This window comes from Burkholderia sp. MSMB1459WGS (assembly GCF_001534535.1).
Lineage (GTDB): Bacteria > Pseudomonadota > Gammaproteobacteria > Burkholderiales > Burkholderiaceae > Burkholderia.
Genome location: NZ_LPMU01000037.1, coordinates 338,325 through 358,399 on the forward strand (window position 1 = coordinate 338,325; position 20,075 = coordinate 358,399).

The 20,075-nt window shown below is 64.4% G+C and carries 17 protein-coding genes and 1 pseudogene; 9 read left to right on the top strand and 9 right to left on the bottom strand.

Annotated elements, in window-relative coordinates:
- Positions 1-733 precede the first annotated feature (733 nt).
- A complete protein-coding gene (gene parA, locus WT97_RS15860; RefSeq protein ID WP_006480195.1) occupies positions 734-1,396 on the top strand; it encodes a ParA family partition ATPase in 663 nt (220 codons plus the stop codon).
- A 23-nt stretch (positions 1,397-1,419) separates the two neighbouring features.
- A complete protein-coding gene (locus WT97_RS15865) occupies positions 1,420-2,481 on the top strand; it encodes a ParB/RepB/Spo0J family partition protein (RefSeq protein ID WP_034205811.1) in 1,062 nt (353 codons plus the stop codon).
- A 98-nt stretch (positions 2,482-2,579) separates the two neighbouring features.
- Here WT97_RS15865 and WT97_RS15870 read toward each other — a convergent pair whose 3' ends face one another.
- Positions 2,580-3,947, bottom strand: coding sequence for a replication initiation protein (locus tag WT97_RS15870; protein ID WP_006480193.1), 1,368 nt, complete (start codon positions 3,945-3,947; stop codon positions 2,580-2,582).
- Positions 3,948-5,767: 1,820 nt separating this feature from the next.
- On the opposite strand from WT97_RS15870, the gene WT97_RS15875 reads away from it, so the two are divergent.
- Positions 5,768-6,949 carry a DNA-binding protein gene (locus WT97_RS15875; protein WP_060353758.1) on the top strand — a complete coding sequence of 394 codons (1,182 nt, stop codon included), beginning with the start codon at positions 5,768-5,770 and terminating at the stop codon, positions 6,947-6,949.
- Positions 6,950-7,084: 135 nt separating this feature from the next.
- On the opposite strand, the gene WT97_RS15880 is transcribed toward WT97_RS15875, so the two are convergent.
- From WT97_RS15880 to WT97_RS15890, 3 genes are all read right to left on the bottom strand, one after another.
- Positions 7,085-8,104 carry a tyrosine-type recombinase/integrase gene (locus WT97_RS15880; RefSeq protein WP_060353759.1) on the bottom strand — a complete coding sequence of 340 codons (1,020 nt, stop codon included), beginning with the start codon at positions 8,102-8,104 and terminating at the stop codon, positions 7,085-7,087.
- 102 nt (positions 8,105-8,206) lie between these two features.
- Positions 8,207-8,584 (bottom strand): DUF2471 family protein, encoded by a 378-nt coding sequence (locus tag WT97_RS15885; protein WP_059499609.1) that lies wholly within the window; start codon positions 8,582-8,584, stop codon positions 8,207-8,209.
- Positions 8,585-8,725: 141 nt separating this feature from the next.
- Positions 8,726-9,337, bottom strand: coding sequence for a helix-turn-helix domain-containing protein (locus tag WT97_RS15890; protein WP_034205807.1), 612 nt, complete (start codon positions 9,335-9,337; stop codon positions 8,726-8,728).
- 158 nt (positions 9,338-9,495) lie between these two features.
- On the opposite strand from WT97_RS15890, the gene WT97_RS15895 reads away from it, so the two are divergent.
- From WT97_RS15895 to WT97_RS15910, 4 genes are all read left to right on the top strand, one after another.
- On the top strand, positions 9,496-10,695 hold the full coding sequence (locus WT97_RS15895) for a glycine C-acetyltransferase (protein WP_060353760.1): 1,200 nt from the start codon (positions 9,496-9,498) through the stop codon (positions 10,693-10,695).
- A gap of 13 nt (positions 10,696-10,708) precedes the next feature.
- Complete coding sequence (gene tdh / locus WT97_RS15900) at positions 10,709-11,737, top strand: L-threonine 3-dehydrogenase (protein WP_059499612.1); 1,029 nt, start codon at positions 10,709-10,711, stop codon at positions 11,735-11,737.
- 553 nt (positions 11,738-12,290) lie between these two features.
- Positions 12,291-12,896 (top strand): TetR/AcrR family transcriptional regulator, encoded by a 606-nt coding sequence (locus tag WT97_RS15905; RefSeq protein WP_060353761.1) that lies wholly within the window; start codon positions 12,291-12,293, stop codon positions 12,894-12,896.
- 64 nt (positions 12,897-12,960) lie between these two features.
- Positions 12,961-13,440: a nuclear transport factor 2 family protein gene (locus WT97_RS15910; protein WP_027781811.1), complete on the top strand. Its 480-nt coding sequence runs from the start codon at positions 12,961-12,963 to the stop codon at positions 13,438-13,440.
- Positions 13,441-13,913: 473 nt separating this feature from the next.
- On the opposite strand, the gene WT97_RS15915 is transcribed toward WT97_RS15910, so the two are convergent.
- On the bottom strand, positions 13,914-14,999 hold the full coding sequence (locus WT97_RS15915) for a tartrate dehydrogenase (RefSeq protein ID WP_059792629.1): 1,086 nt from the start codon (positions 14,997-14,999) through the stop codon (positions 13,914-13,916).
- A gap of 115 nt (positions 15,000-15,114) precedes the next feature.
- Between WT97_RS15915 and WT97_RS15920 the strand changes: the two genes are divergently transcribed.
- A complete protein-coding gene (locus tag WT97_RS15920) occupies positions 15,115-16,038 on the top strand; it encodes a LysR substrate-binding domain-containing protein (RefSeq protein WP_060353762.1) in 924 nt (307 codons plus the stop codon).
- A 65-nt stretch (positions 16,039-16,103) separates the two neighbouring features.
- Here the strand turns inward: WT97_RS15920 and argC are convergent, their stop codons facing one another.
- Positions 16,104-17,045 carry an N-acetyl-gamma-glutamyl-phosphate reductase gene (argC, locus tag WT97_RS15925; protein ID WP_060353763.1) on the bottom strand — a complete coding sequence of 314 codons (942 nt, stop codon included), beginning with the start codon at positions 17,043-17,045 and terminating at the stop codon, positions 16,104-16,106.
- A 121-nt stretch (positions 17,046-17,166) separates the two neighbouring features.
- Here argC and WT97_RS15930 point away from each other — a divergent pair, with 121 nt between their 5' ends.
- Positions 17,167-18,051, top strand: a complete 885-nt coding sequence (locus WT97_RS15930) for a LysR family transcriptional regulator (RefSeq protein WP_059792624.1) — start codon at positions 17,167-17,169, stop codon at positions 18,049-18,051.
- Between the two features lie 41 nt (positions 18,052-18,092).
- On the opposite strand, the gene WT97_RS15935 is transcribed toward WT97_RS15930, so the two are convergent.
- From WT97_RS15935 to WT97_RS34090, 3 genes and pseudogenes are all read right to left on the bottom strand, one after another.
- Positions 18,093-18,557: a hypothetical protein gene (locus WT97_RS15935; protein WP_060353764.1), complete on the bottom strand. Its 465-nt coding sequence runs from the start codon at positions 18,555-18,557 to the stop codon at positions 18,093-18,095.
- A gap of 60 nt (positions 18,558-18,617) precedes the next feature.
- A complete protein-coding gene (locus WT97_RS15940; RefSeq protein WP_060353765.1) occupies positions 18,618-19,835 on the bottom strand; it encodes a patatin-like phospholipase family protein in 1,218 nt (405 codons plus the stop codon).
- A gap of 126 nt (positions 19,836-19,961) precedes the next feature.
- Positions 19,962-20,075 (bottom strand): annotated as a pseudogene (locus WT97_RS34090) (3-hydroxybutyrate dehydrogenase); the annotation flags it as partial.

Here is a 20,075-nt window from a genome sequence, read left to right on the forward strand (position 1 = left end):
AGCCAATGCTTCGTGAGCGCTGCCTTTTCGGAAGGGCATGCATGATGGCGAGCAAGGCGGTTGGTTTATGCGCATAAAGCTCCTGATCGTCGAGCGAGGTGCTGTGCGACGTTGGGTGTGGGCGCATGTCGATGCGAGACCGTACCTGGCCATCGCCGTATCGATAGGCTGTCCTGCCATGACATCGTCGCGCGTCTGACTCAGCGGAGGTTTATGCCTGCGGGCACTTCGTCGCGAGCACTCGTTGCGTCCGGTTTATGCGCATAAACGCTGCGCCCCGACAGGGCGCCTCGATGCGCGTCCTTCCGCTCAACGATGCCCCTCGTGGGCACGCATTCGCCTTGGGCTCGCAGATCACTCCTCTCACCCCTGCGAATGCCGGGCACTCTAGCGACGGCATTGCTCGCCTCGGCCTCCGCAGACTTTATGCGCACAAACTCCCGGCTCGCAGGTGACGCAGCCCGTCCAGCGAAAGGGCAGCGCACCGAGACATCTTTGCGACGAACAACCCTCCGACGCTGTGGCAACCGTGACGATCCAACCTCGAGCAGCCCATTCCCCGGCATCCGCCTCGCCATCGCCAATACACCGCCTAAACGCGCCACCTGTCGCCGCCTCGTTTATGCGCATAAACCGATAGTCCGAATGGCCAACGCGTAGTTGTTGAACGACAATTTCATTGAAATTCAAATATCGTCCTGTAGAATTCCAACGACCCAAACAGGAGTGAAAATTGGCCGCGGAAATCATTGCAGTCACTCAACAAAAAGGCGGCGTCGGCAAAAGCACGATTGCCATGCATCTCGGCGCCGCGTTCCATGAAAAGGGGAAGCGCGTCCTCGTCATCGACGCAGACCGTCAAAACACGCTGGTTCACTGGTCGAGCGCATCCGGCGACAGCGACAACGGCATCCCGTTTCCGGTCGTCAATCTTGCCGAAGCCGACGGCCAGATCCATCGCGAGATCAAGAAGTTCATCAACGACTACGACATCATCGTCGTGGACTGCCCGCCGTCGATCACCGAGAAAGTCTCCGGCGTCGTCCTGCTGGCCGCATCGATTGCCGTGATCCCGACATCGTCGTCGCCGGCCGATTACTGGTCGAGCGTCGGGCTGGTCAAACTGATTCAGCAGGCACAGGTGATGAACGAAGACCTCCGCGCGGTCTTCCTGCTGAACAAGACCGAAGAGAAGCGCATGCTGACCCGCGAGCTCAAGCGTGCACTCGAGGAGCTCGGCTTCCCGCTGCTGAAGACGCAGATTCCGACTCGGGAAGCGTACAAGCAAGCAATGGCGCTCGGTCAGACCGTACTGCAGATGAACGATCGCGGCGGCAAGCTGGCCGCGGCCGAAATTCGCGCATGTGCCGACGAAATCGTCGCCATGCTGCCCTGACTTTATGCGCATAAAGGAGTCACATGAAACCTTCCCAATTTGCCAAAGGATTCCAAGCGCGCCCGGATATCACGACGAGCGAGAAGCGCACGGCGCTTGATCGCCTCAATGCGATCGACGGCATCGTCAAGTCCGAGACGCCCGCCGCGGCGCCGACCAAATCCGCGAAGAAAGACATCGCACCGCCGCCTGCTCCCGAATTCACGATCGATCCGTCGATTGACGAATCGCAGCAATATCGCGCGTGGCGCCTTGAGAATCGCTATGCGCCAGGGCAGGTGATCGAGCTGCCGCTGAAGGCGATCAAGCACAGCCCGTTCAATCCGCGGCACTTCTACCTGAAGTCGTCGATTGCCGAACTCGCGGTCAACCTCGCGAAGCAGGGGCAGCAGCAGGCGATCCACGTGATTCCCGATTACGACAATCCGGGCACGTATTTCGTGAGCGACGGCGGCCGTCGCGTGCGGGCGCTGAAGGAAGCGAACAAGGAGTCGGTCAAGGCAATCGTGATCGACGTGCCGATCGGCATCCAGAGCTACAAGCTCGGCTACGATCTCAACGTTCAGCGCGATTCGCAGACGGTGTTCGACAACGCTGTCGTGTGGCGCCGCTTCCTCGACGAAAAGCATTTCCAGAGCCAGAAAGAACTCTCCGAGCATCTGGGCCTCGACGAGTCGACGGTGGCCGTCGCGCTGTCGATCGGCAAGTTGCCGGAAGCGATCATGCAGGAAATGGTCGCGCGCCCCGACCGCTTCGGGTCGAACATGGCGTATCAGGTTGGCCGCTATCACAATGCGCGCGGCACCGAGGCGACGCTGCGGCTGATCAACAAGATCGTGTCGGACGATCTCAGCACGCGTCAGGTGTCGGACATCGTCAAGGGCCGCGTCGCGGCACAGGAGACGCCGAAGGCCGCGGGCCGTCAACGCTATGCGCAGCGTCTCGAGATCAAGCTCGGCGGCAAGTCGGTCGGCGACCTGAAGTCGTATGGCGAAGACCGCATCGAACTGCGCCTGCGCGGCCTCCCGAAAGACAAGCGTGACGCAATCCTCGAGCAGCTCGAGCGGATGCTGTTGTCGGAATGATGGAGGCGGCCGGCGGGGCCTGGTGAGGACGCCGGCCCTACCCGAGGGCTAGGACCGGCGGCGGCCCGTCAGCGGGCCTGAGCGGGCCTGAGCGGGCCTCAAGCGGCCCGCGACTGGTTCAGCGTGAACGACAGCAGATCGCCATCCGTCGGCTCGCCCCAGGTCTTCTGCGCGAGCCAGTCGAAAAAGGCCGTCTCGGCCAGCTTGGAATCGAGGCCGCGTTTGCGCCAGTCGTCGCGCAGATGCGAGCCCATCGTCGGCAATGCCTCCGATTCGAACGACTCGCGCGCCACTTCGCGCTCCGCGTCGCCCTGCTCCTCGTACAGCACCTTCGCTTCCTTGCGACGGAACGCCGCGAACTCGCTCAGCAAGCGCGCCTTCAGATCGTCCGGTTGCGCCGCCGCGACCTTCGCGGACGGCGTGCCGGCCGGCAGCGCGTCGACCGACTCGACCGGCGGCGCATACCCCTTCTTCAGCGCATCCTTGAACAGCGCCGGCGCACTGCGTACCGGCGGCAGCGTCGTGCTGCGCATCCGCTGCTCGGTCATCTGCAGTGCGGCGCGAATCCGGTTTTCCTCGCTGTCCGCATAGAGCGTCTGCGCTTCCTTCAGCGGAATCCCGAGTTTCACCATCCGGTCGACCAGCGTGCTGTCGAACACGTTCGGGTGTTCGTCGAGCGCGAGCATCGGCTGCTTGCGTTCGGTCACGCGGAACTGGATCTCGGCAACCCGACGCCCTTCGCGATGCTCGATCAGCTCGACGAAGATGTTGGTGACCGCGTTGACTTCCGCGATCGCGGGCCGCAGGTAGTCGCGCTTGAAGTACTTGTACTCGCGCTTCGCTTCGTCGCCGGCTTCCGTGTCGGGCGTGCCCGACAGGATGGGCCGCCACCATTCCCACGGCTCGCGCATCGTCAGGTGGCTCGGGTTCGTCAGGTAGCGCACGCAGATCTCGTACAGCGCGAGGCCGGCGCTGCTGCGCAGCTGGCTCTGGAACTGCAGGCTCAGGCGCGCATACTGAACCGGGTCGAGCAGTTTCTTCTTGATCTTCGGTGCGAACGAGAATTCGACCCACACGCGGCGGGTCGTCGGATCCTCGAGAATTTCCGCATCGGCGATCAGCGTGGAGATCCCCCACTTGCGGCCCGGCTTCTGGCTCGAGGTTCCCGTGCTCCATTCGACCTGCACCGACACCATGCGGCGCAGGTGTTCCTTCACCAACGCGGTGTCGTTCGAATCGAAAGCGGAGTTGGCGACGATGTCCGACAGCAGCGCGCGATACGTGTCGCCCGAGTCGTCGGCCTGCTGCGCGACGGCCAGCAGGACATTGAACAGCTTGCGAGTGAGGAGCGTGATCTTGCCGCTCTTCGGCTGAATGGCGATCGCCTCGACGGCCTTTCGCAATTCGGCTGAACTGGCACTCACCACATCCACATCGGTTTTCTTGGCGCGCTTCGTCGTGGCCATACGTCGGGTCGGAGGAGAAGTTTCCCGGAAGGATAGCGCCTGCGGTGATGTGCGTCCAGAACGACATGCTCACCATAGCCGGTGAAGCGCACCGGCAAAACGGCGCTCACCCGAACCGCTCCCGAAAAGGCTCACCGGTCCGCCAGTACGACGTTCCGGACTCTTCCAGACGTGCCGCGGCATGCGCCGATTCACAGAATTTCACCTGTGCAGGACACGTGCGAAATTGGCTCCCGTATCGGCTCACCTTTCGATTTGTCGTAATTTTGCGACTTCACAGCCGTGAGTCCGACACAGGGTCGCGATTGCACCTCACCGTTCCTCCCCGAGCGCCGCAGATAGGCCTGTATGCATGTACAGGCGCGGCCCGCCGGAGATCGGTTCGACTTCGACTCGTGGAAAACCGCCGGCGAAACCTGCGCGTGCGGCCCGATCAGGGGTTACTCGGCCAGTCCGGGCGGGCATTGTACAGCGCACGAATCGTGTCGGGTCCCGAAAATGCTCACCTCTGGCACAGCATGTTGATTCGTCCGGATAGCGACGAAGGCCCGACACACGCGGGACTGGCTGCCGAACATTCCCGAAAACGCTCACCTTTCGGGAAAAATGCGGCACAGCAGCGGGCACGGAAATGGCTCCCGAAAAGGCTCACCGTAACCGGCGCGGTATCAAAAATCCCAATCCGTTCCGATACTTATGCACGGAAGGCATTTGGCTGTGCAGCGCCGCGATCCCCCGAAAACCCTCACCTTTCGACCGGGATCCTTCATACGACACCCGTATGCCGCCTCCCGAAAATCCTCACCTGTGCCAAAAGGTGGCACAGAAAAAACGAGATTTCTTCCAGTCCTGGCGGGCTTTTCGGCGAATTGGGCCGGTCACAGGTCCCGAAAAGCCTCACCTTTGACCATTTTTTCAGCAAATACGACTCCCGAAAAACCTCACCTGTGAGCCAAGTCACGGCCTGTGGGCCATGCCCCGAAAAAGCTCACCTTAAGGAGATCGGAGCAGGAAAATCCGGATTTCCCTCCCGAAAAACCTCACCTTTGGGGCATCACAGGCCCCGGAAAGCACTTTTGCTGTGCAAAATGGCGTCCGCCTCCCGGAAATCCTCACAGCAAATTCCCGTGGAGTCCCGTGAAACCTCACCTTTCGCCAAATCTGCCCAAAAGATGGGCAGAATCGGGGCGCAAAGCAGGTCCTGCAAATTCTCACCTATGTCTGCACAGGCAGAAAACTGTGCAGTCAGGCGCCGCGCGGCTTTCGTGGCTGTGCGGCCCCGAAAACCCTCACCTTTGGGAAAACTCGTGTTTTACTGTGATCCCGAATCCGCTCACGACCTTTCCTGCAACGGCTCACGCAGTTCCCTGAACCCCATCACGTCAGCTCCCGCAGAAGATCACCTTGGCTCCCGTAAAACTTCACCTTGTCGGCCGGAAAGCCTTGCCCCATAAGGCTGTGCCGTGGCGTTAACGTTTTTAACTAAGGGTTCAAGGGTGTTTACTTCTAATACTCTCAAGATATCGGCCGACGAGTTTTCCACAGACACCCCAACCCCTGAACACCCACGGGCAACCGGATTCGTCGTCATGTGAAACAAATGCCCAAATTCGGGGCTCGCTAGAAATCGCTTGTAATACAAGGGCTTGGCTGATTTTCTTCGCTTTGTTTCACGGAATTCCAGCCCACCTTCGGCAGGATCGGCTCAGAACCCCGATTTCTGTGCAAAGCGACGTAAATTCACAACGGACCCTCGAAAGAAGTATCAATAGCTACGTATTTCGTTATGATTGCCACATTCATTGTCTGTGAGTGTTGCCATGACCCTGGACGAAATGCGTCAAGTCATTCGGGAAGAACTGGAATTGCTGCGCGCAAGCGGTGCGCGGCGCCAGGAATTGTCGCTGCACGCGTGCAAGCGCTTGTTCTTCGATCTTGGTATCCGGCCGTCGGCCGCCAACGTCCGCGATCTCACCCAGACCGGCAGCGCCAGCGACATCCCGAAAGACATCGATCATTTCTGGGAACGCATCCGTTCCGCATCCAAAATCAGGCTCGACGGCGCGGCGATACCTAAAGCCGTCGAGGAAAAGGCCGGCGCGTTGCTCGGCACACTCTACGAAGAGGCATTGAAAGCCGCGCGCGACAGCCTCGATGGAGACCGGGAAAAGGTTCGCGCCGACATCGCCGACGCCGAGCAGCGATTGCGGGACGCAACCGTCCGCCAGGAAACGCTCGAGGGAGCGCTCGCGCGCGGTGAAGCGAGAAACGAGCAATTGCAGGCGCGGGTGACCGAACTCGAGGTGCAGCTCGCGTCGCAAACCACCCACGGTTCGGCAAGCGAAGCCACATTGCTCACCACAGTCGCCCGACTGGAAAAGGAACTGGCCGCGGCTGCCAGCCGGATCGATGCCGAACAGGCACAGAACGCCGCGCTGCGCGACCGCATCGATGCGCTGCAAGCCGAATTGCAGCAGCGCACCGAGCACTACGCGCAGCAAATCAAGGATGCGGTGGCCGAAGCCGAACGCCGTGTCAAACCGATGCTGGTCGAACTGGACTCGTTGCGCAGCATGGCGTCGACCTACCAGAGCGGGTTGCGCGACGTTCAGCGCAAGGAGTTCGATTTCCTGCAGCAATTGAGTTCGGCGAAGGCGCGTGCCGACCGGCTCGAAGAACAGTTGCGCGCCCAGAGCGACGAACTGGACCGCGCAACGCGCGATATGAGCTCGTTGCGTGCGAACCGCGGAATGAATCCGGAAATCGCCGAGCTGCTGCGGCGCCTGGCCGACGCCGGACAACTGGATGCGGATGCGTATGCCGTGATCGGCACCTCGCTGGATCACGAGATTCCGGCGCCGACCCGGTGTCCGCATTGCGATGGCGAACCGGAACTATCACATGGCGACGAGGGTTTCGAAGTCACGTGCCCCGAGTGCGAGCACGCGTCGGGCGCATGGCCGTCTCGCTTCGAAGCCGCCGCGCGTTTCGCGCATACCTGACCCGAAGGCCGGCAACGCCGCACAGGTGAGAGGATCCGGGAAGCCAGCGGTGAGGATTTTCGGGAGCTGTGAAAGGGTGAGGCTGCGCCACGCAAGGCTGCTCACGGATCGATTCGCGTGAGCAGCCGTTTCCGATCAGTGAGTTTCGTCGCGGTCGGATGCGTCACCGCTGCCGTCGGCCAGCCCGTCACGCCAGTTTTTCCATGCGCGATGCAGGCGATTCGACGAGATCGGCCGCATGAAGCCCAGCCATTTGCCGACGCGCTCGGGCGGCATGTCGTGTTCGAACAGCTCGGCCGCGTAGGTATTGCGCAATGTTTGCGGGCTTGCACGCGCGGTGCGTGACGACGTGAGCCCGGCCGATTCGACGATCGCGTCGATCGCGCGCAGCATCGTCGCCTTGTGCATCGGCCGCCCGGCATGCGATGCGGGGAAGACGAGCTCCCCCGGAATCTGCTGGCGTTTGCGTTCGGTGAGCCAGGCTTCGAGCAAGGCGATCGCGAACGAAGCCAGATGGGTTTCGCGTGCGTAATCCGGATGCGTCGACTCGATCCGCAGCGACGTCGTGCTCGTATTGATGCAACTAATCGTAAGTGCGCGCGCTTCTCCGGTTTTGATGCCGGCACCGAGAAACGCGGCGACGAGCGCCCGATCACGGCGTTCCTTCCAGTACGCGGAACCCGATACGCCGATCGGCGAAAACAGATACGCGAGCAACGTCGCGCGCTCCGCCGGCGTGAGGAAACCGGTCGGTTCGTTGTCGCGGGCCTTTCGCCAGTTCGCTTCGCCATCCTGAGCAATGAAGCGGGCCGGGTTGGTCGATGCGTACTCGGTGCGGCGGACATGATCGAGCACACGCTCGATCAGCCGAAGATAGCGCATCCGCTGCGTTTTCTTGATCGGCAACTCGCCGACGAAGTTCGCGATGGTCGGCGTATCGACCGTCGCCAGGTTCTTTTGATGTGCACGCATCCACGCGAGAAACGCGCCCCATTGCGCGCGATAGACATCGGCCGACGAGCGGCGATAGTCCTGCATCGCCAGCCACGCGTCGAACGCGGTTTCGGGCGAGACGACCCAGTCGGACGCATCGCGGTCGAACAGATCCTTTTCTTCCGGCGGGGCGGTGGTGTCGGGAGAGGCGGGAAGGGACATGGCATTAATTCCGTTAGTTGCGTATATGGTAGCCCTTTCCGCAACGTATCGGGCGGCAAACGGGTGAGCCGGCCGCAGTGCGCCGCGGCCGGGGCTGGGCCATCAGTCGCCCCACGCCTTGGATTGGCGGTGAGCGCGCGCGGGACGCGCGGTATCGTGCGTCGTTGCCGCGGCTTCGTAAGCGAGAACGGCGAATGAAAAGACCGCGGGCAACGCATTCGAGCGCCCGAAGTCGATCGGATCGTCCGTTTCGGGAAACGTCATGTCCGACGGCCGTTCGAACAGTTGACGCATGCCAGCGTCGTGCCGGCTGGCGAAGCCGAGATCGGCGAGCGCTTCGGCTTCGATCGCGTGCAGCAGGCGCCACGTCAGCGGCACGCGCTGACGGATGTAGCGTCCGGCGATATGGCGAACGATCAATTCGAGGTCGTGCGCGGCAGCCTTGAAGCTGAGCGCGGCCAAGTCTTGTTCTTCTGTCATTGCAGGCTCCTGTCGACCGGGGCGGGCGCCTCGGTGCGCCAGCTCCGGCCCTTGCATGGCGGAATGTCCGTTTACTGTACAAACATACAGTACTTTCCGCAACTGGCCCGCGATTGGCCTTTTGGCCGGCTATACGCGCCGTCAGCGATGTATCACGATCAACAAGGCCCGTGCTTCGGTCTTGCCGGGATTGCGGATCGCATGCGGCTCGTCGGCCGGGTAGCGCGCGGTGTCGCCCGCCTTCAGGCGCCGGCTGGCCGCGGCGGCTTCGATTTCCATCGCGCCCTGCAGCACGGTGAGGTGCTCGCGCGTGCCGGGTTCGTGCGCGTTCGATACCAGTGCGCCGCCGCCCGGCAGCGTCAGCTCGTACCACTCGAACTTGCCGGCGAGATCGATCGGGCCCCATACGCGCAACTGGTACCGGCCGTCGTGGCCCGCAAGCGTCGGAATGTCGTGCGGGCCGTCCACGCGGATCGTCTCGGGCGCCTTCGGCTGCGAGAACAGTTCGTCGAGCGTGATGCCGAGCGCGTTCGTCAGCCGCCACGCGACGGCGATCGTCGGGTTGGCCTTGTCGCGTTCGATCTCGGAGAGCATCGATTTCGATACGCCGGCCGCGCGCGACAGGTCGTCGAGCGTCAGCTTGCGTTCGTTGCGCAGGCGCTGGATTTGCTCGCCCACGCGCGGCGGGGTCGCGGCCGGCGGCTGCGGGGCGGCGTCGGCACGCGTGCGCCGCGATCCGGAGGAACTTGCCATTTGAATTCCGTTCGCTTAGAGTTGTTCGATATTTCGAATTCTAGTTCGGAATATCGGATAAATGCGGTCAACCGAACGACCGACTATAACAGTAGCAGGCCGCAGCGCCGCCACGAGCCGTGCGCTGCGGAATGCGAATCCCTGTCAGGAGCTTTGCGATGCGTGATGCCTTTCTCGCCCAGGTGCGCGGGACGCTCGACCAGATCCGCGCGGACGGTTTTTACAAGACCGAGCGCGAGATCGCGAGTCCCCAGGCGGCAGCCATGCGGCTCGCCGGCGGCGCCGGCGTGCTCAATTTCTGCGCGAACAACTATCTGGGTCTGGCGAACGATCCGCGCCTGATCGACGCGGCGAAAGCCGGCCTCGACCAGGACGGCTTCGGCATGGCATCGGTGCGCTTCATCTGCGGCACGCAAACCGTTCACAAGCAACTGGAAAGCGCGCTGGCCGCGTTTCTCGGCACCGAGGACAGCATCCTCTATTCGAGCTGCTTCGACGCGAACGGCGGGCTGTTCGAGACGCTGCTCGACGAGAACGACGCTGTGATCAGCGACGAGCTGAATCACGCGAGCATCATCGACGGCATTCGCCTGTGCAAGGCGAAGCGTCTGCGCTACAAGAACAACGATCTTTCCGACCTCGAGGCGAAGCTCAAGGAAGCCGATGCCGCAGGCGCGCGCCACAAGCTGATCGCGACCGACGGCGTGTTCTCGATGGACGGCATCATCGCCGACCTCAAAGGCATCTGCGATCTCGCCGATCGTTACGGCGCGCTCGTGATGGTCGACGATTCGCATGCGGTCGGCTTCATCGGCACGCACGGCCGCGGCACGCCCGAACACTGCGGCGTCGAAGGCCGTGTCGACATCATCACCGGCACGCTCGGCAAGGCGCTCGGCGGCGCCTCGGGCGGCTATGTCGCCGCGCGTCGCGAGGTGATCGAGCTGCTGCGCCAGCGCTCGCGCCCATATCTGTTCTCGAACACGCTCACGCCGAGCATCGCCGCGGCGTCGCTGAAGGTGCTGGAACTGCTCGGCAGCGACGAGGGCGCGAAGCTGCGCGAGCGCGTGCGCGAGAACGGCGCGCGGTTCCGCAAGCAGATGACCGAAGCCGGCTTCACGCTCGTGCCCGGCGCGCATCCGATCATCCCGGTGATGCTCGGCGACGCGCAGCTCGCGACGAACATGGCCGACAAGCTGCTCGGCGAGGGCGTCTACGTGATCGGCTTCTCGTTCCCCGTCGTGCCGCGCGGCCGGGCGCGCATCCGCACGCAGATGAGCGCCGCGCATACGCCCGAACAGATCGACCAGGCGGTTGCCGCGTTCGTGCGCGTCGGCAAGTCGCTCGGCATCGTCTGACGGAGGCGCGACCATGAAAGCACTGGCAAAGCTCGAACGCGGCCCCGGCCTCACGCTCACGCGCGTGAAGCGCCCCGAAGTCGGCCACAACGACGTGCTGATCAAGATCCGTCGCACGGCGATCTGCGGCACCGACATCCATATCTGGAAGTGGGACGACTGGGCGCAGAAGACGATTCCGGTGCCGATGCATGTCGGCCACGAATACGTCGGCGAGATCGTCGAGATGGGGCAGGAAGTGCGCGGTTTCGCGATCGGCGATCGCGTGTCCGGCGAAGGCCACATCACCTGCGGTTTTTGCCGCAACTGTCGCGCCGGGCGCAGGCATCTGTGCCGCAACACGGTCGGCGTCGGCGTGAACCGCGAAGGCGCGTTCGCCGAATACCTGGCGATTCCGGCGTTCAACGCGTTCAAGATTCCGCCCGAGATCTCCGACGATCTCGCGTCGATCTTCGATCCGTTCGGCAACGCGACGCATACGGCGCTGTCGTTCAATCTCGTCGGCGAAGACGTGCTGATCACCGGCGCGGGCCCGATCGGCATCATGGCCGTCGCGATCGCGAAGCACGTCGGCGCGCGCAACGTCGTCATCACCGACATCAACGACTATCGGTTGGCGCTCGCGCGCAAGATGGGCGCGACGCGCGCGGTCAACGTCGCGCGCGAGTCGCTGCGCGACGTGATGGCCGACCTGCACATGACCGAAGGCTTCGACGTCGGTCTCGAGATGTCCGGCGTGCCGAGCGCGTTCACGAGCCTGCTCGAGGCGATGAACCACGGCGGCAAGGTGGCGCTGCTCGGCATCCCGCCCGCGCAGACGGCGATCGACTGGAATCAGGTGATCTTCAAGGGGCTCGAGATCAAGGGCATCTACGGTCGCGAAATGTTCGAGACCTGGTACAAGATGGTCGCGATGCTGCAAAGCGGCCTCGACTTGTCGCCGATCATCACGCATCGCTTCGCGGCCGACGATTACGAACAAGGCTTCGCCGCGATGCTGTCCGGCGAAAGCGGCAAGGTGATTCTCGACTGGACGGTCTGAGTCGCGTGTCGAGACGGGGCAGCGCGGCGCGTTCGCCGCCTGCCCCGTGTTCGTTCGTACGCGCACCGTCGAACCTCGGAAGCGCGATTCAACGCTTGAGGTGAGAATATTCGGGAGCCGTGTCTGCGCGCCGAATCGCCACGCGATCCCACGTCGGTGACGTGCAATTGCATGTTCGCTTCACCCGTCGATACACGCGTCGCTGCTTTCCGTCACGCCATTCGGCGCCCGTTTCTCCCCTTCCACACCCTCCCCAGCTTTACTTGGCGTGCGAGCGCTCGCACGCCACCGTGTGCGATATCGTGCCGATCCGGCACATCAACAGTGAGTCGCATGCAGCGTCGCGACTCACTAATGCACGATGCCATCCACATCGATCGTCCTCGATCGGTGCGTAGGCCGCTACCTGATCCGTTCACCCTTCGATCCGCTCGTGTCGGGCCGAAGGCTCGACATGACGCGCCGGCGCGTCGGGCACGATTCGCCCCTCCCACCAGCAGGGACTTTTCATCCGGGTATTGACGGCGGAGAACGATCGTTCTACCGTAAACCCATGAACACACCTCTCGATTCCGCCGGCGAACCCGGCGTTCGCGACCGGCTGCTCGACGCGGCCGAAGCGCTGATCTATTCAGGCGGCATCCATGCGACCGGTGTCGATGCGATCGTCAAGCGATCCGGTGCGGCACGAAAGAGCTTTTATTCGCATTTCGAATCGAAAGAGGCGCTGGTGGTCGCCGCGCTCGAACGTCGCGACGAGCGCTGGATGCACTGGTTCGTCGACGCGACGCTGGCGCGCGGCAAGACGCCGCGCGCGCAACTGCTCGGCATGTTCGACGTGCTGCGCGACTGGTTCGGGCAGCCCGACTTTCACGGCTGCGCGTTCCTGAATGCATCGGGCGAGATATCCGACGCCGACGATCCCGTGCGGGTCGTGGCCCGCATGCACAAGGCACGCCTGCTGGCGTTCGTGCGCGAGCGCTTCGACGCCCATGCCGACGAAACCGGCATCGAGCGCCGCGGGCTCGCACGCCTCGCGCGTCAGTGGCTCGTGTTGATCGACGGCGCGATCGGCGTGGCGCTCGTCAGTGGCGATGCAAACGCCGCGCGCGATGCGCGCGCGACCGCTGAACTGCTGCTCGATACCGTATCGCGGTAGCCGACGCAGCGCATCCGAACCGGCTGTGTGCATTCGCAGCCCGAACCCTGAACAGGAGCAACCCATGTCCGCCTCCCCCGAAGTTCGTCCGCCCGTTCCGCCTTTCACGCTCGAAACGGCGCGCCAGAAGGTGCGCGCCGCCGAGGACGCGTGGAACACGCGCGACCCGCAACGCGTGTCGCTCGCCTATACGCCGCAAAGCCGCTGGCGCAATCGCGCGGAGTTCGTGACGGGCCGCGACGAGATCGTCGGGCTGCTGCAGCGAAAGTGGACGCGCGAACTCGACTACCGGCTGATCAAGGAGCTATGGGCGTTCGGCGGCAACCGCATCGCGGTGCGCTTTGCGTACGAGTGGCATGACGACGCGGGCAACTGGTTCCGTTCGTACGGCAACGAGAACTGGGAGTTCGATGAAAACGGCCTGATGGCGCATCGTCACGCGAGCATCAATGATCTGCCGATTCGCGAGGCGGACCGTCTTTATCACTGGCCGCTCGGCCGTCGTCCGGACGATCATCCGGGGTTGTCCGACCTCGGGCTGTGATGCTCGTACACGTTCAACGGATCGGCGAACGCATCGGCCGGGTTCAATGGTGAGGAAATTCGGGAGCCGCCCGCTGAAGGTGAGATTTTTCGGGACGAGGTGAAATGTCGCGTCGAGCTGTGTGCATTGAACAGATCGACGCGACATCGCATGAGTAAAGCGAGGCATGCGTCGAAGTGCTGCGGTGTGCTTCCCTGCGCGATGCATCTCACCGATCGCGCCGAAGCGATCGTGCATCGACGATCGGTGTGTGCGAGCGCGACGTGCAACTCACCGATCGGATCGTCTTTCGACTTTTCAAGGAAAACCGCACGAGCCGTGCGCGTTGCGATGTGTCGTTGCTCATCGCTCGACTTCACCGCCGACGCAACGGTGGAGTCCGCACAAGTGCGTAACCGCATCGCGTGTCGCTCACCGCAGACGGCTGCTTGAGCGCAGCGCAGCCCGGCGCGAACGCCGGGCACAACCCTCACTCAACCCGCAATCCGCGCGGCGATCGCCTCGCCCACTTCCTGCGTGCCGGCGTTGCCGCCGAGATCGCGCGTACGCGGCCCCGTGCGCAGCACGTCCTCGATCGCGGCGACGATCGCATCGTGCGCGTCGCGTTCGCGGCCCGTGCCGTTACCGAGGAAGTCGAGCATCATCGCGGCCGACCAGATCATCGCGATCGGATTTGCGATGTACTGCCCCGCGATGTCGGGCGCCGAACCGTGCACGGGTTCGAACAGCGACGGGAACGTACGGTCGGGGTTCAGGTTCGCCGACGGCGCGATGCCGATCGTGCCCGTACAGGCCGGCCCGAGATCCGACAGGATGTCGCCGAACAGGTTCGACGCGACGACGACGTCGAAGCGGTCCGGCTGCAGGACGAACCGCGCGCACAGGATGTCGATGTGTTGCTTGTCGACCGCGATCTCCGGATAGCGTTCGGCCATCTCGGCCGCGCGCGCATCCCACCACGGCATGCTGATCGCGATGCCGTTGCTTTTCGTCGCGACGGTGACGCGCTTCGCGCGCCGCTGCGCGAGCTCGAACGCGAATTTCAGCACGCGCTCGGTGCCGTGCCGCGTGAAGATCGACTGCTGCATCACGACTTCGCGCTCGGTGCCTTCGAACATCGTGCCGCCGACCGACGAATATTCGCCCTCGGTGTTCTCGCGCACGATCATGAAATCGATGTCGCCCGCGCGGCGGCCGGCGAGCGGCGACGGTACGCCGTCGAACAGGCGCGCGGGCCGCAGGTTGATGTACTGGTCGAATTCGCGGCGGAATTTCAGCAGCGAGCCCCACAGCGAAATATGATCGGGCACCGTCGCCGGCCAGCCGACCGCGCCGAACAGGATCGCGTCCATGCCCGACAGTTGCGCTTTCCAGTCGTCCGGCATCATCGTGCCGTGCTGCGCGTAGTAGTCGCAGCTCGCCCAGTCGATCTCGACGAAGTCGAAACGCACGCCGAAGCGCGCGGTCACGGCGTCAAGCACGCGCACGCCCTCGGGCATCACTTCGCGGCCGATGCCGTCGCCGGGGATAACGGCAATCCTGTAAGTCCTGTCGGTCATGCAAATCTCCTTGGCTGTTCGGCCGGCTGCCGGGAAGGCAGCGGCCCGTCACGTCATTCTATTTATTTCCATATGGATTAAAATCGCGCAAAAGTTAATCGACCTTCCACGAATCGTGAATAAATCGCCGAACCTCGACGACCTGCGCGTGTTCAGCGTGGTCGTCCGCCTCGCGAGCTTCAGCGCGGCCGCCGAACAGCTCGCGGTGTCGCCCGCGTACGTCAGCAAGCGCGTCGCGATGCTCGAGGCGCAGCTCGGCACGCGCCTGCTGCATCGGTCGACACGCCGCATGACGGTCACCGAAGCCGGCGAACGCGTGCTCGCGCGCGCCGAAAAGATTCTCGACGACGTCGATCAGCTCGTCGAGGACGTGTCGACCACGCGCACGGTGCCGCGCGGCACGCTGCGCATGTCGAGCAGCTTCGGCTTCGGCCGGCACGTCGTCGCGCCGGCGCTGCTCGACTTCAGCGCGCGTTATCCGCAACTGAACGTGCGGCTCGATCTGTTCGACCGGCTCGTCGATGTTGCCGGCGAGGGCTACGACCTCGACGTGCGCATCGGCGACGAAATCGCCGATCACCTGATCGCGCGCCGCCTTGCCGCGAACCATCGCGTGCTGTGCGCGTCGCCCGACTATCTCGCCCGCCGCGGGACGCCGCGCTCGCTCGCGGATCTGGCCTCGCACGACTGTCTCGCGATCAAGGAGCGCGATCATCCGTTCGGCGTATGGCGACTGAACGTGCGCGGCGAAACGGCTACGGTGAAGGTCGGCGGCGCGCTGTCGACGAACCACGGCGAGGTGGCCGTGCAATGGGCGCTGGCCGGGCGCGGCATCGTGCTGCGCTCGATCTGGGAGGCCCGGCCGCTGATCGAGGGCGGCGCGTTGTGTCGCGTACTGCCCGATGCGATCCAGCCCGCGAACATCTGGGCCGTGTATCCGGAACGCGTCGCGGCGTCGGCGAAGGTGCGCGTGTGCGTGGATTTTCTGGTGGAGGCGTTGGCCGGCCTGGATGCCGCCGCGGGTGACGATACGGCCTGAAACCGGCCAAAGGTGAGCTTTTACGGGGGCGTGCGCAGGCACCGTCGACGATGCCTGCGGGCGTGTCACGCCGCGTGTCGCGCGCCGAGCATCAAGTCGAGATTCTGCACGGCGGCGCCGGATGCCCCTTTGCCGAGATTGTCGAACACGGCGGACAGCAGCACCTGGGTGCCGTCTGCGTTGACGAACACGCCGAGCCGCAGATCATTGGTGCCGTTCAACGCTTGCGGATCGAGATGCGTTGCCGCGCGTGCGTCCGCGAGCGGCATCACGTCGACGTGACGCGCATCCGCGTAGTGATGCGCGAGACAGGCATGCAACCGCTCGCCCGTCACCCCGGCCGGAAGCAGGCGCAGCTCGATCGGGATGGTGAGCACGATGCCTTGCCGATAGGCACCGTAGGCCGGCACGAAGAACGGGCGGTGTGCGAGCCCCGCGTGTTGCCGGATCTCGGGCACGTGCTTGTGCTCGAGTGCGAGGCCGTAGATCTGCAGCGGCAACGCGCGTGCGGCGGCGTCGCCCGATTCGAATGCATCGACGGCGGCCCTCCCGCCGCCCGAGTAACCGGACACCGCATGGATGCTCCCCGGGTAGTCGCGCGGCAGCAGCCCGGCTTGCAGCAGCGGGCGAAGCAGGCCGATCGCGCCCGTCGGATAGCAGCCCGGATTGGTCACGCGCTTGGCCTGCGCAATGTGTCGCGCCTGTCCGTCGGCCATCTCGGGAAAGCCGTAGACCCATTCGGGCTGCGTGCGATGCGCTGAACTGGCGTCGATCACGCGTACCGCCGGATTCCGGATGAAGCCGACCGCTTCGCGCGCGGCCGCGTCGGGCAAGCACAGGATGGCGATATCGCACGCGTTGAGTGCGTCGGCGCGCCGCGCGGGGTCCTTGCGTTCGGCGGCGGGAAGCGTGAGCAGCCGCACGTCGCTGCGGTCGCGCAGACGCGCGTGAATCTGCAACCCGGTCGTGCCCTGGTCGCCGTCGATGAAGACAGTGGGGAAGCTCATGATGGTCGTGTTCGTCGCGTTCGGTCGTCGGGGGAAGCCGTATCGTCCACCGAAAGCCTAGAATAGGAAAAGTTGAATTTGCTGACCGTCCGATTCAGCTTTCCTGAACGAGAGGTGTGTGATGCGCGAAATCAGTCTGGACCGCCTGCGTACGCTGGTCGCGATCGCGGACCAGGGCTCCTTCGTGGCGGCGGCGCAATGGCTTCATCTTGCTCCGCCGACCGTCAGCCTGCATGTTGCCGAGCTTGAAAGCCGCGTCGGCGCGCCGCTGCTGTCGCGCACCCGCGGCAACGTGCGCCCCTCCGTGATCGGCGAAGTGCTGGTGGAGCGGGCGCGGCGTCTGCTGGCAGAAGTCGAATCCACGCTGGACGACGTGCAGCGGCAGGTGCAGGGGTTGACCGGGCGCGTACGCCTCGGCGCATCGACCGGGGCGATCGCGCATCTGTTGCCGCAGGCGGTGGCCGGATTGCGTGCGAAGCATCCGGATATCGATGTGCAGATCGCGGTGCTCACGTCGCACGACACGCTGTCGCGCATTGCACAAGGCACGCTCGATGTCGGGTTGGTCGCGCTGCCGCAAGCGCCGGTCGCGGGGCTGACGATCCGCCCATGGCGCCGCGATCCGGTGATGGCTTTCCTGCCCGCGGACTGGCCGCTTCCTGCCCGGGTGACGCCCGCGTATCTGGCCGCGCGGCCGCTGATTCTCAACGATGCGACGACGCGCCTGTCGCGGCTCACGACCGAATGGTTCGCGCTCGGCGGACACCGGCCCGAGCCGCGGATCGCGCTCAACTACAACGATGCGATCAAGAGCCTGGTCGCCGCAGGTTACGGCGCGACGCTGCTGCCGCACGAGGCGGGCGCCCCGTTGCCGGATGCGCGCATCGTCATGCGGCCGTTACGCCCGGCGTTGTGGCGCGAGCTGGGGATTGCCCATCGAGCCGGCCCGGTCGAACGGGCGACGCAGCACGTGCTCGATGCGCTGCGGGCGCTCGGCGCGCGATAGCGGGCCGTCGCGCGGCCGGGCCGTGCGGCCCGAACGCGCGTTCAGAGCCGGTTGTCCTTCGCGAGCATCAGCACGCGCGCCCAGCGCTGCGCATCGCGCTTGTCCATCATCGGCAGCTTCCATTCGCCGCGCACGGCGTCGCGCACGCGCACGACGAGATGCCAGCGGCCGTCGATCGGTGCGGCCTCGCAACCGTCGAGCTGCGATAGCGTATAGCGGCCGTCCGCGCCGTCATGCGACAGCCACAGCAGCCCTTGCGTCGCGGACACGCGCAACTCGCCCCACGCGCGATGCACGATATGCGTCCAGCCTTGTTCCTTCGTGTTCGGTGCGATGTCGCGACGGCGCTTGAGCCACCACGCGATCAGTGCGGTCAGGAGCGCGGCGGCCAGCACGGCGGCCGCGATCGCGACCGGCTGGCCGAACTGCGCGGCGATGACGTGGAACAGGTGAACGGCGCCCCATCCCAGGGCGATGAGCGCGAATAGCGCAATGAAAATCGGCATGTCGAATCGGAAAGGAGGACGGGCCGGCGCATGCGGCGCGCCGGCCCGTCGCACGCGGCATTACCGGCGGCGGTGAATGTCGTGCGTGACGAAGCCCGCGTCGTTGACGGGCAGCGCGAGGCCGTCCTTCACCGCGAGCGTCTTGCGGATGTCGTCGAGACCGGCAGACCAGTGGTCGCGCATCGTCGACAGACCGAACTGATAGTCCTTGTAGTGATGCTCGTACGCTTTCTGCTGGTAGATCAGGTGCTGGATGTTGTACTTCTTCCCGCTCGACATCTCTTCGGCCTCGATGCACCACGGGTCGTTCTTGCGCTGCTCTTCCGGCACCTGGTCGAGCACGTGACGCAGCACGTTGCGGTAGCGCTGTTCGCGCTGCAGCGTATCGGTGACGAAACGCGTGCGGCTCGAATACTGCACGTCCTTCGTGCGCTCGGCGACGTCGGCCATCGTGCGCGGCAGCGGCCCGCGGGCGCTCCACAGGTCGACCTGGAACGCGAGCGTGTCGCGGCGCGGCCGGGCACGGAGCACTTCCATCAGCGGCGTGTTCGACACGACGCCGCCGTCCCAGTAATACTCGCCGTCGATCTCGACGGGCGGGAATGCGGGCGGCAACGCACCGGACGCCATGAAATGCTCGGGCGCGAGACGGATGCGCGAGTTGTCGAAGTACACGAAGTTGCCGGTGCCGACGTTGACGGCGCCGACCGACACGCGCGTCTCGCCCGAATTGATCCGGTCGAAGTCGCACAGTTTCAGCAGCGTCGTGCGCAGCGCCGACGTGTCGTACCAGCTGATTTTTTCCGGATGATCGGACACTCCGGGCAGCGGCGGCGGAAAGCGCGGCACGAAAAAGCCCTGCTGGCCCTGCATCATCGCGCTGGCGGCCTGCGACGCGGTGAAGAACGTGCGGACCTGATCGATGCTGTTGAACAGCGCGAATTCGAACGCGGCCGGAATCGCCGGAAAGAACGCCGGCTGGCAGATCGTTTCCCAGAATTCGCGCAGGCGCTCGACGCGATGCTCGGGCGCGTTGCCGGCGATCAGCGCGGTGTTGAGCGCGCCGATCGAGATGCCGGCGATCCAGTCGAGCGGAATGCCTGCTTCGTGCAGCCCTTCGAATACGCCGGCCTGATACGCGCCGAGCGCGCCGCCGCCTTGCAGGACGAGCGCGATCGTTTCGTACGGCAGCGACCGCGCAGCGACCGGCGCACCGGCTTCGTGGTGCAGGTCCGCCGCATCGACGGCCTGCTTTTCTGTACGCGCGTGCGGTTTCATCAGTTGCTCCGAGAAATCCCGCCGTGGACGGCGGTGATGGATGGCTTGGCGTCGGTCGACGACGGCACGCCATCGCAAGAATGGCGGCGGCGCGGAAACGCGCCTGCCGCCGGGGAAGTGCCGGCGTTACTGCATGAACCAGCCGTGGCTGACGATGAACGACTGGCCCGTGAGCGCAGCGCTCGGGAATGCCGACAGGAACAGCACCGTCTGCGCGACATCCTGCACCGTCGTGAACAC

Excerpts from the sequence above, each read along its gene's own strand:
- WT97_RS15865 (WP_034205811.1), top strand. The coding sequence starts at position 1,420 with ATGAAACCTTCCCAATTTGCCAAAGGATTCCAAGCGCGCCCGGATATC.
- WT97_RS15870 (WP_006480193.1), bottom strand. The coding sequence starts at position 3,947 with ATGGCCACGACGAAGCGCGCCAAGAAAACCGATGTGGATGTGGTGAGT.
- WT97_RS15875 (WP_060353758.1), top strand. The coding sequence starts at position 5,768 with ATGACCCTGGACGAAATGCGTCAAGTCATTCGGGAAGAACTGGAATTG.
- WT97_RS15880 (WP_060353759.1), bottom strand. The coding sequence starts at position 8,104 with ATGTCCCTTCCCGCCTCTCCCGACACCACCGCCCCGCCGGAAGAAAAG.
- WT97_RS15885 (WP_059499609.1), bottom strand. The coding sequence starts at position 8,584 with ATGACAGAAGAACAAGACTTGGCCGCGCTCAGCTTCAAGGCTGCCGCG.
- WT97_RS15890 (WP_034205807.1), bottom strand. The coding sequence starts at position 9,337 with ATGGCAAGTTCCTCCGGATCGCGGCGCACGCGTGCCGACGCCGCCCCG.
- WT97_RS15895 (WP_060353760.1), top strand. The coding sequence starts at position 9,496 with ATGCGTGATGCCTTTCTCGCCCAGGTGCGCGGGACGCTCGACCAGATC.
- tdh (WP_059499612.1), top strand. The coding sequence starts at position 10,709 with ATGAAAGCACTGGCAAAGCTCGAACGCGGCCCCGGCCTCACGCTCACG.
- WT97_RS15905 (WP_060353761.1), top strand. The coding sequence starts at position 12,291 with ATGAACACACCTCTCGATTCCGCCGGCGAACCCGGCGTTCGCGACCGG.
- WT97_RS15910 (WP_027781811.1), top strand. The coding sequence starts at position 12,961 with ATGTCCGCCTCCCCCGAAGTTCGTCCGCCCGTTCCGCCTTTCACGCTC.
- WT97_RS15915 (WP_059792629.1), bottom strand. The coding sequence starts at position 14,999 with ATGACCGACAGGACTTACAGGATTGCCGTTATCCCCGGCGACGGCATC.
- argC (WP_060353763.1), bottom strand. The coding sequence starts at position 17,045 with ATGAGCTTCCCCACTGTCTTCATCGACGGCGACCAGGGCACGACCGGG.
- WT97_RS15930 (WP_059792624.1), top strand. The coding sequence starts at position 17,167 with ATGCGCGAAATCAGTCTGGACCGCCTGCGTACGCTGGTCGCGATCGCG.
- WT97_RS15935 (WP_060353764.1), bottom strand. The coding sequence starts at position 18,557 with ATGCCGATTTTCATTGCGCTATTCGCGCTCATCGCCCTGGGATGGGGC.
- WT97_RS15940 (WP_060353765.1), bottom strand. The coding sequence starts at position 19,835 with ATGAAACCGCACGCGCGTACAGAAAAGCAGGCCGTCGATGCGGCGGAC.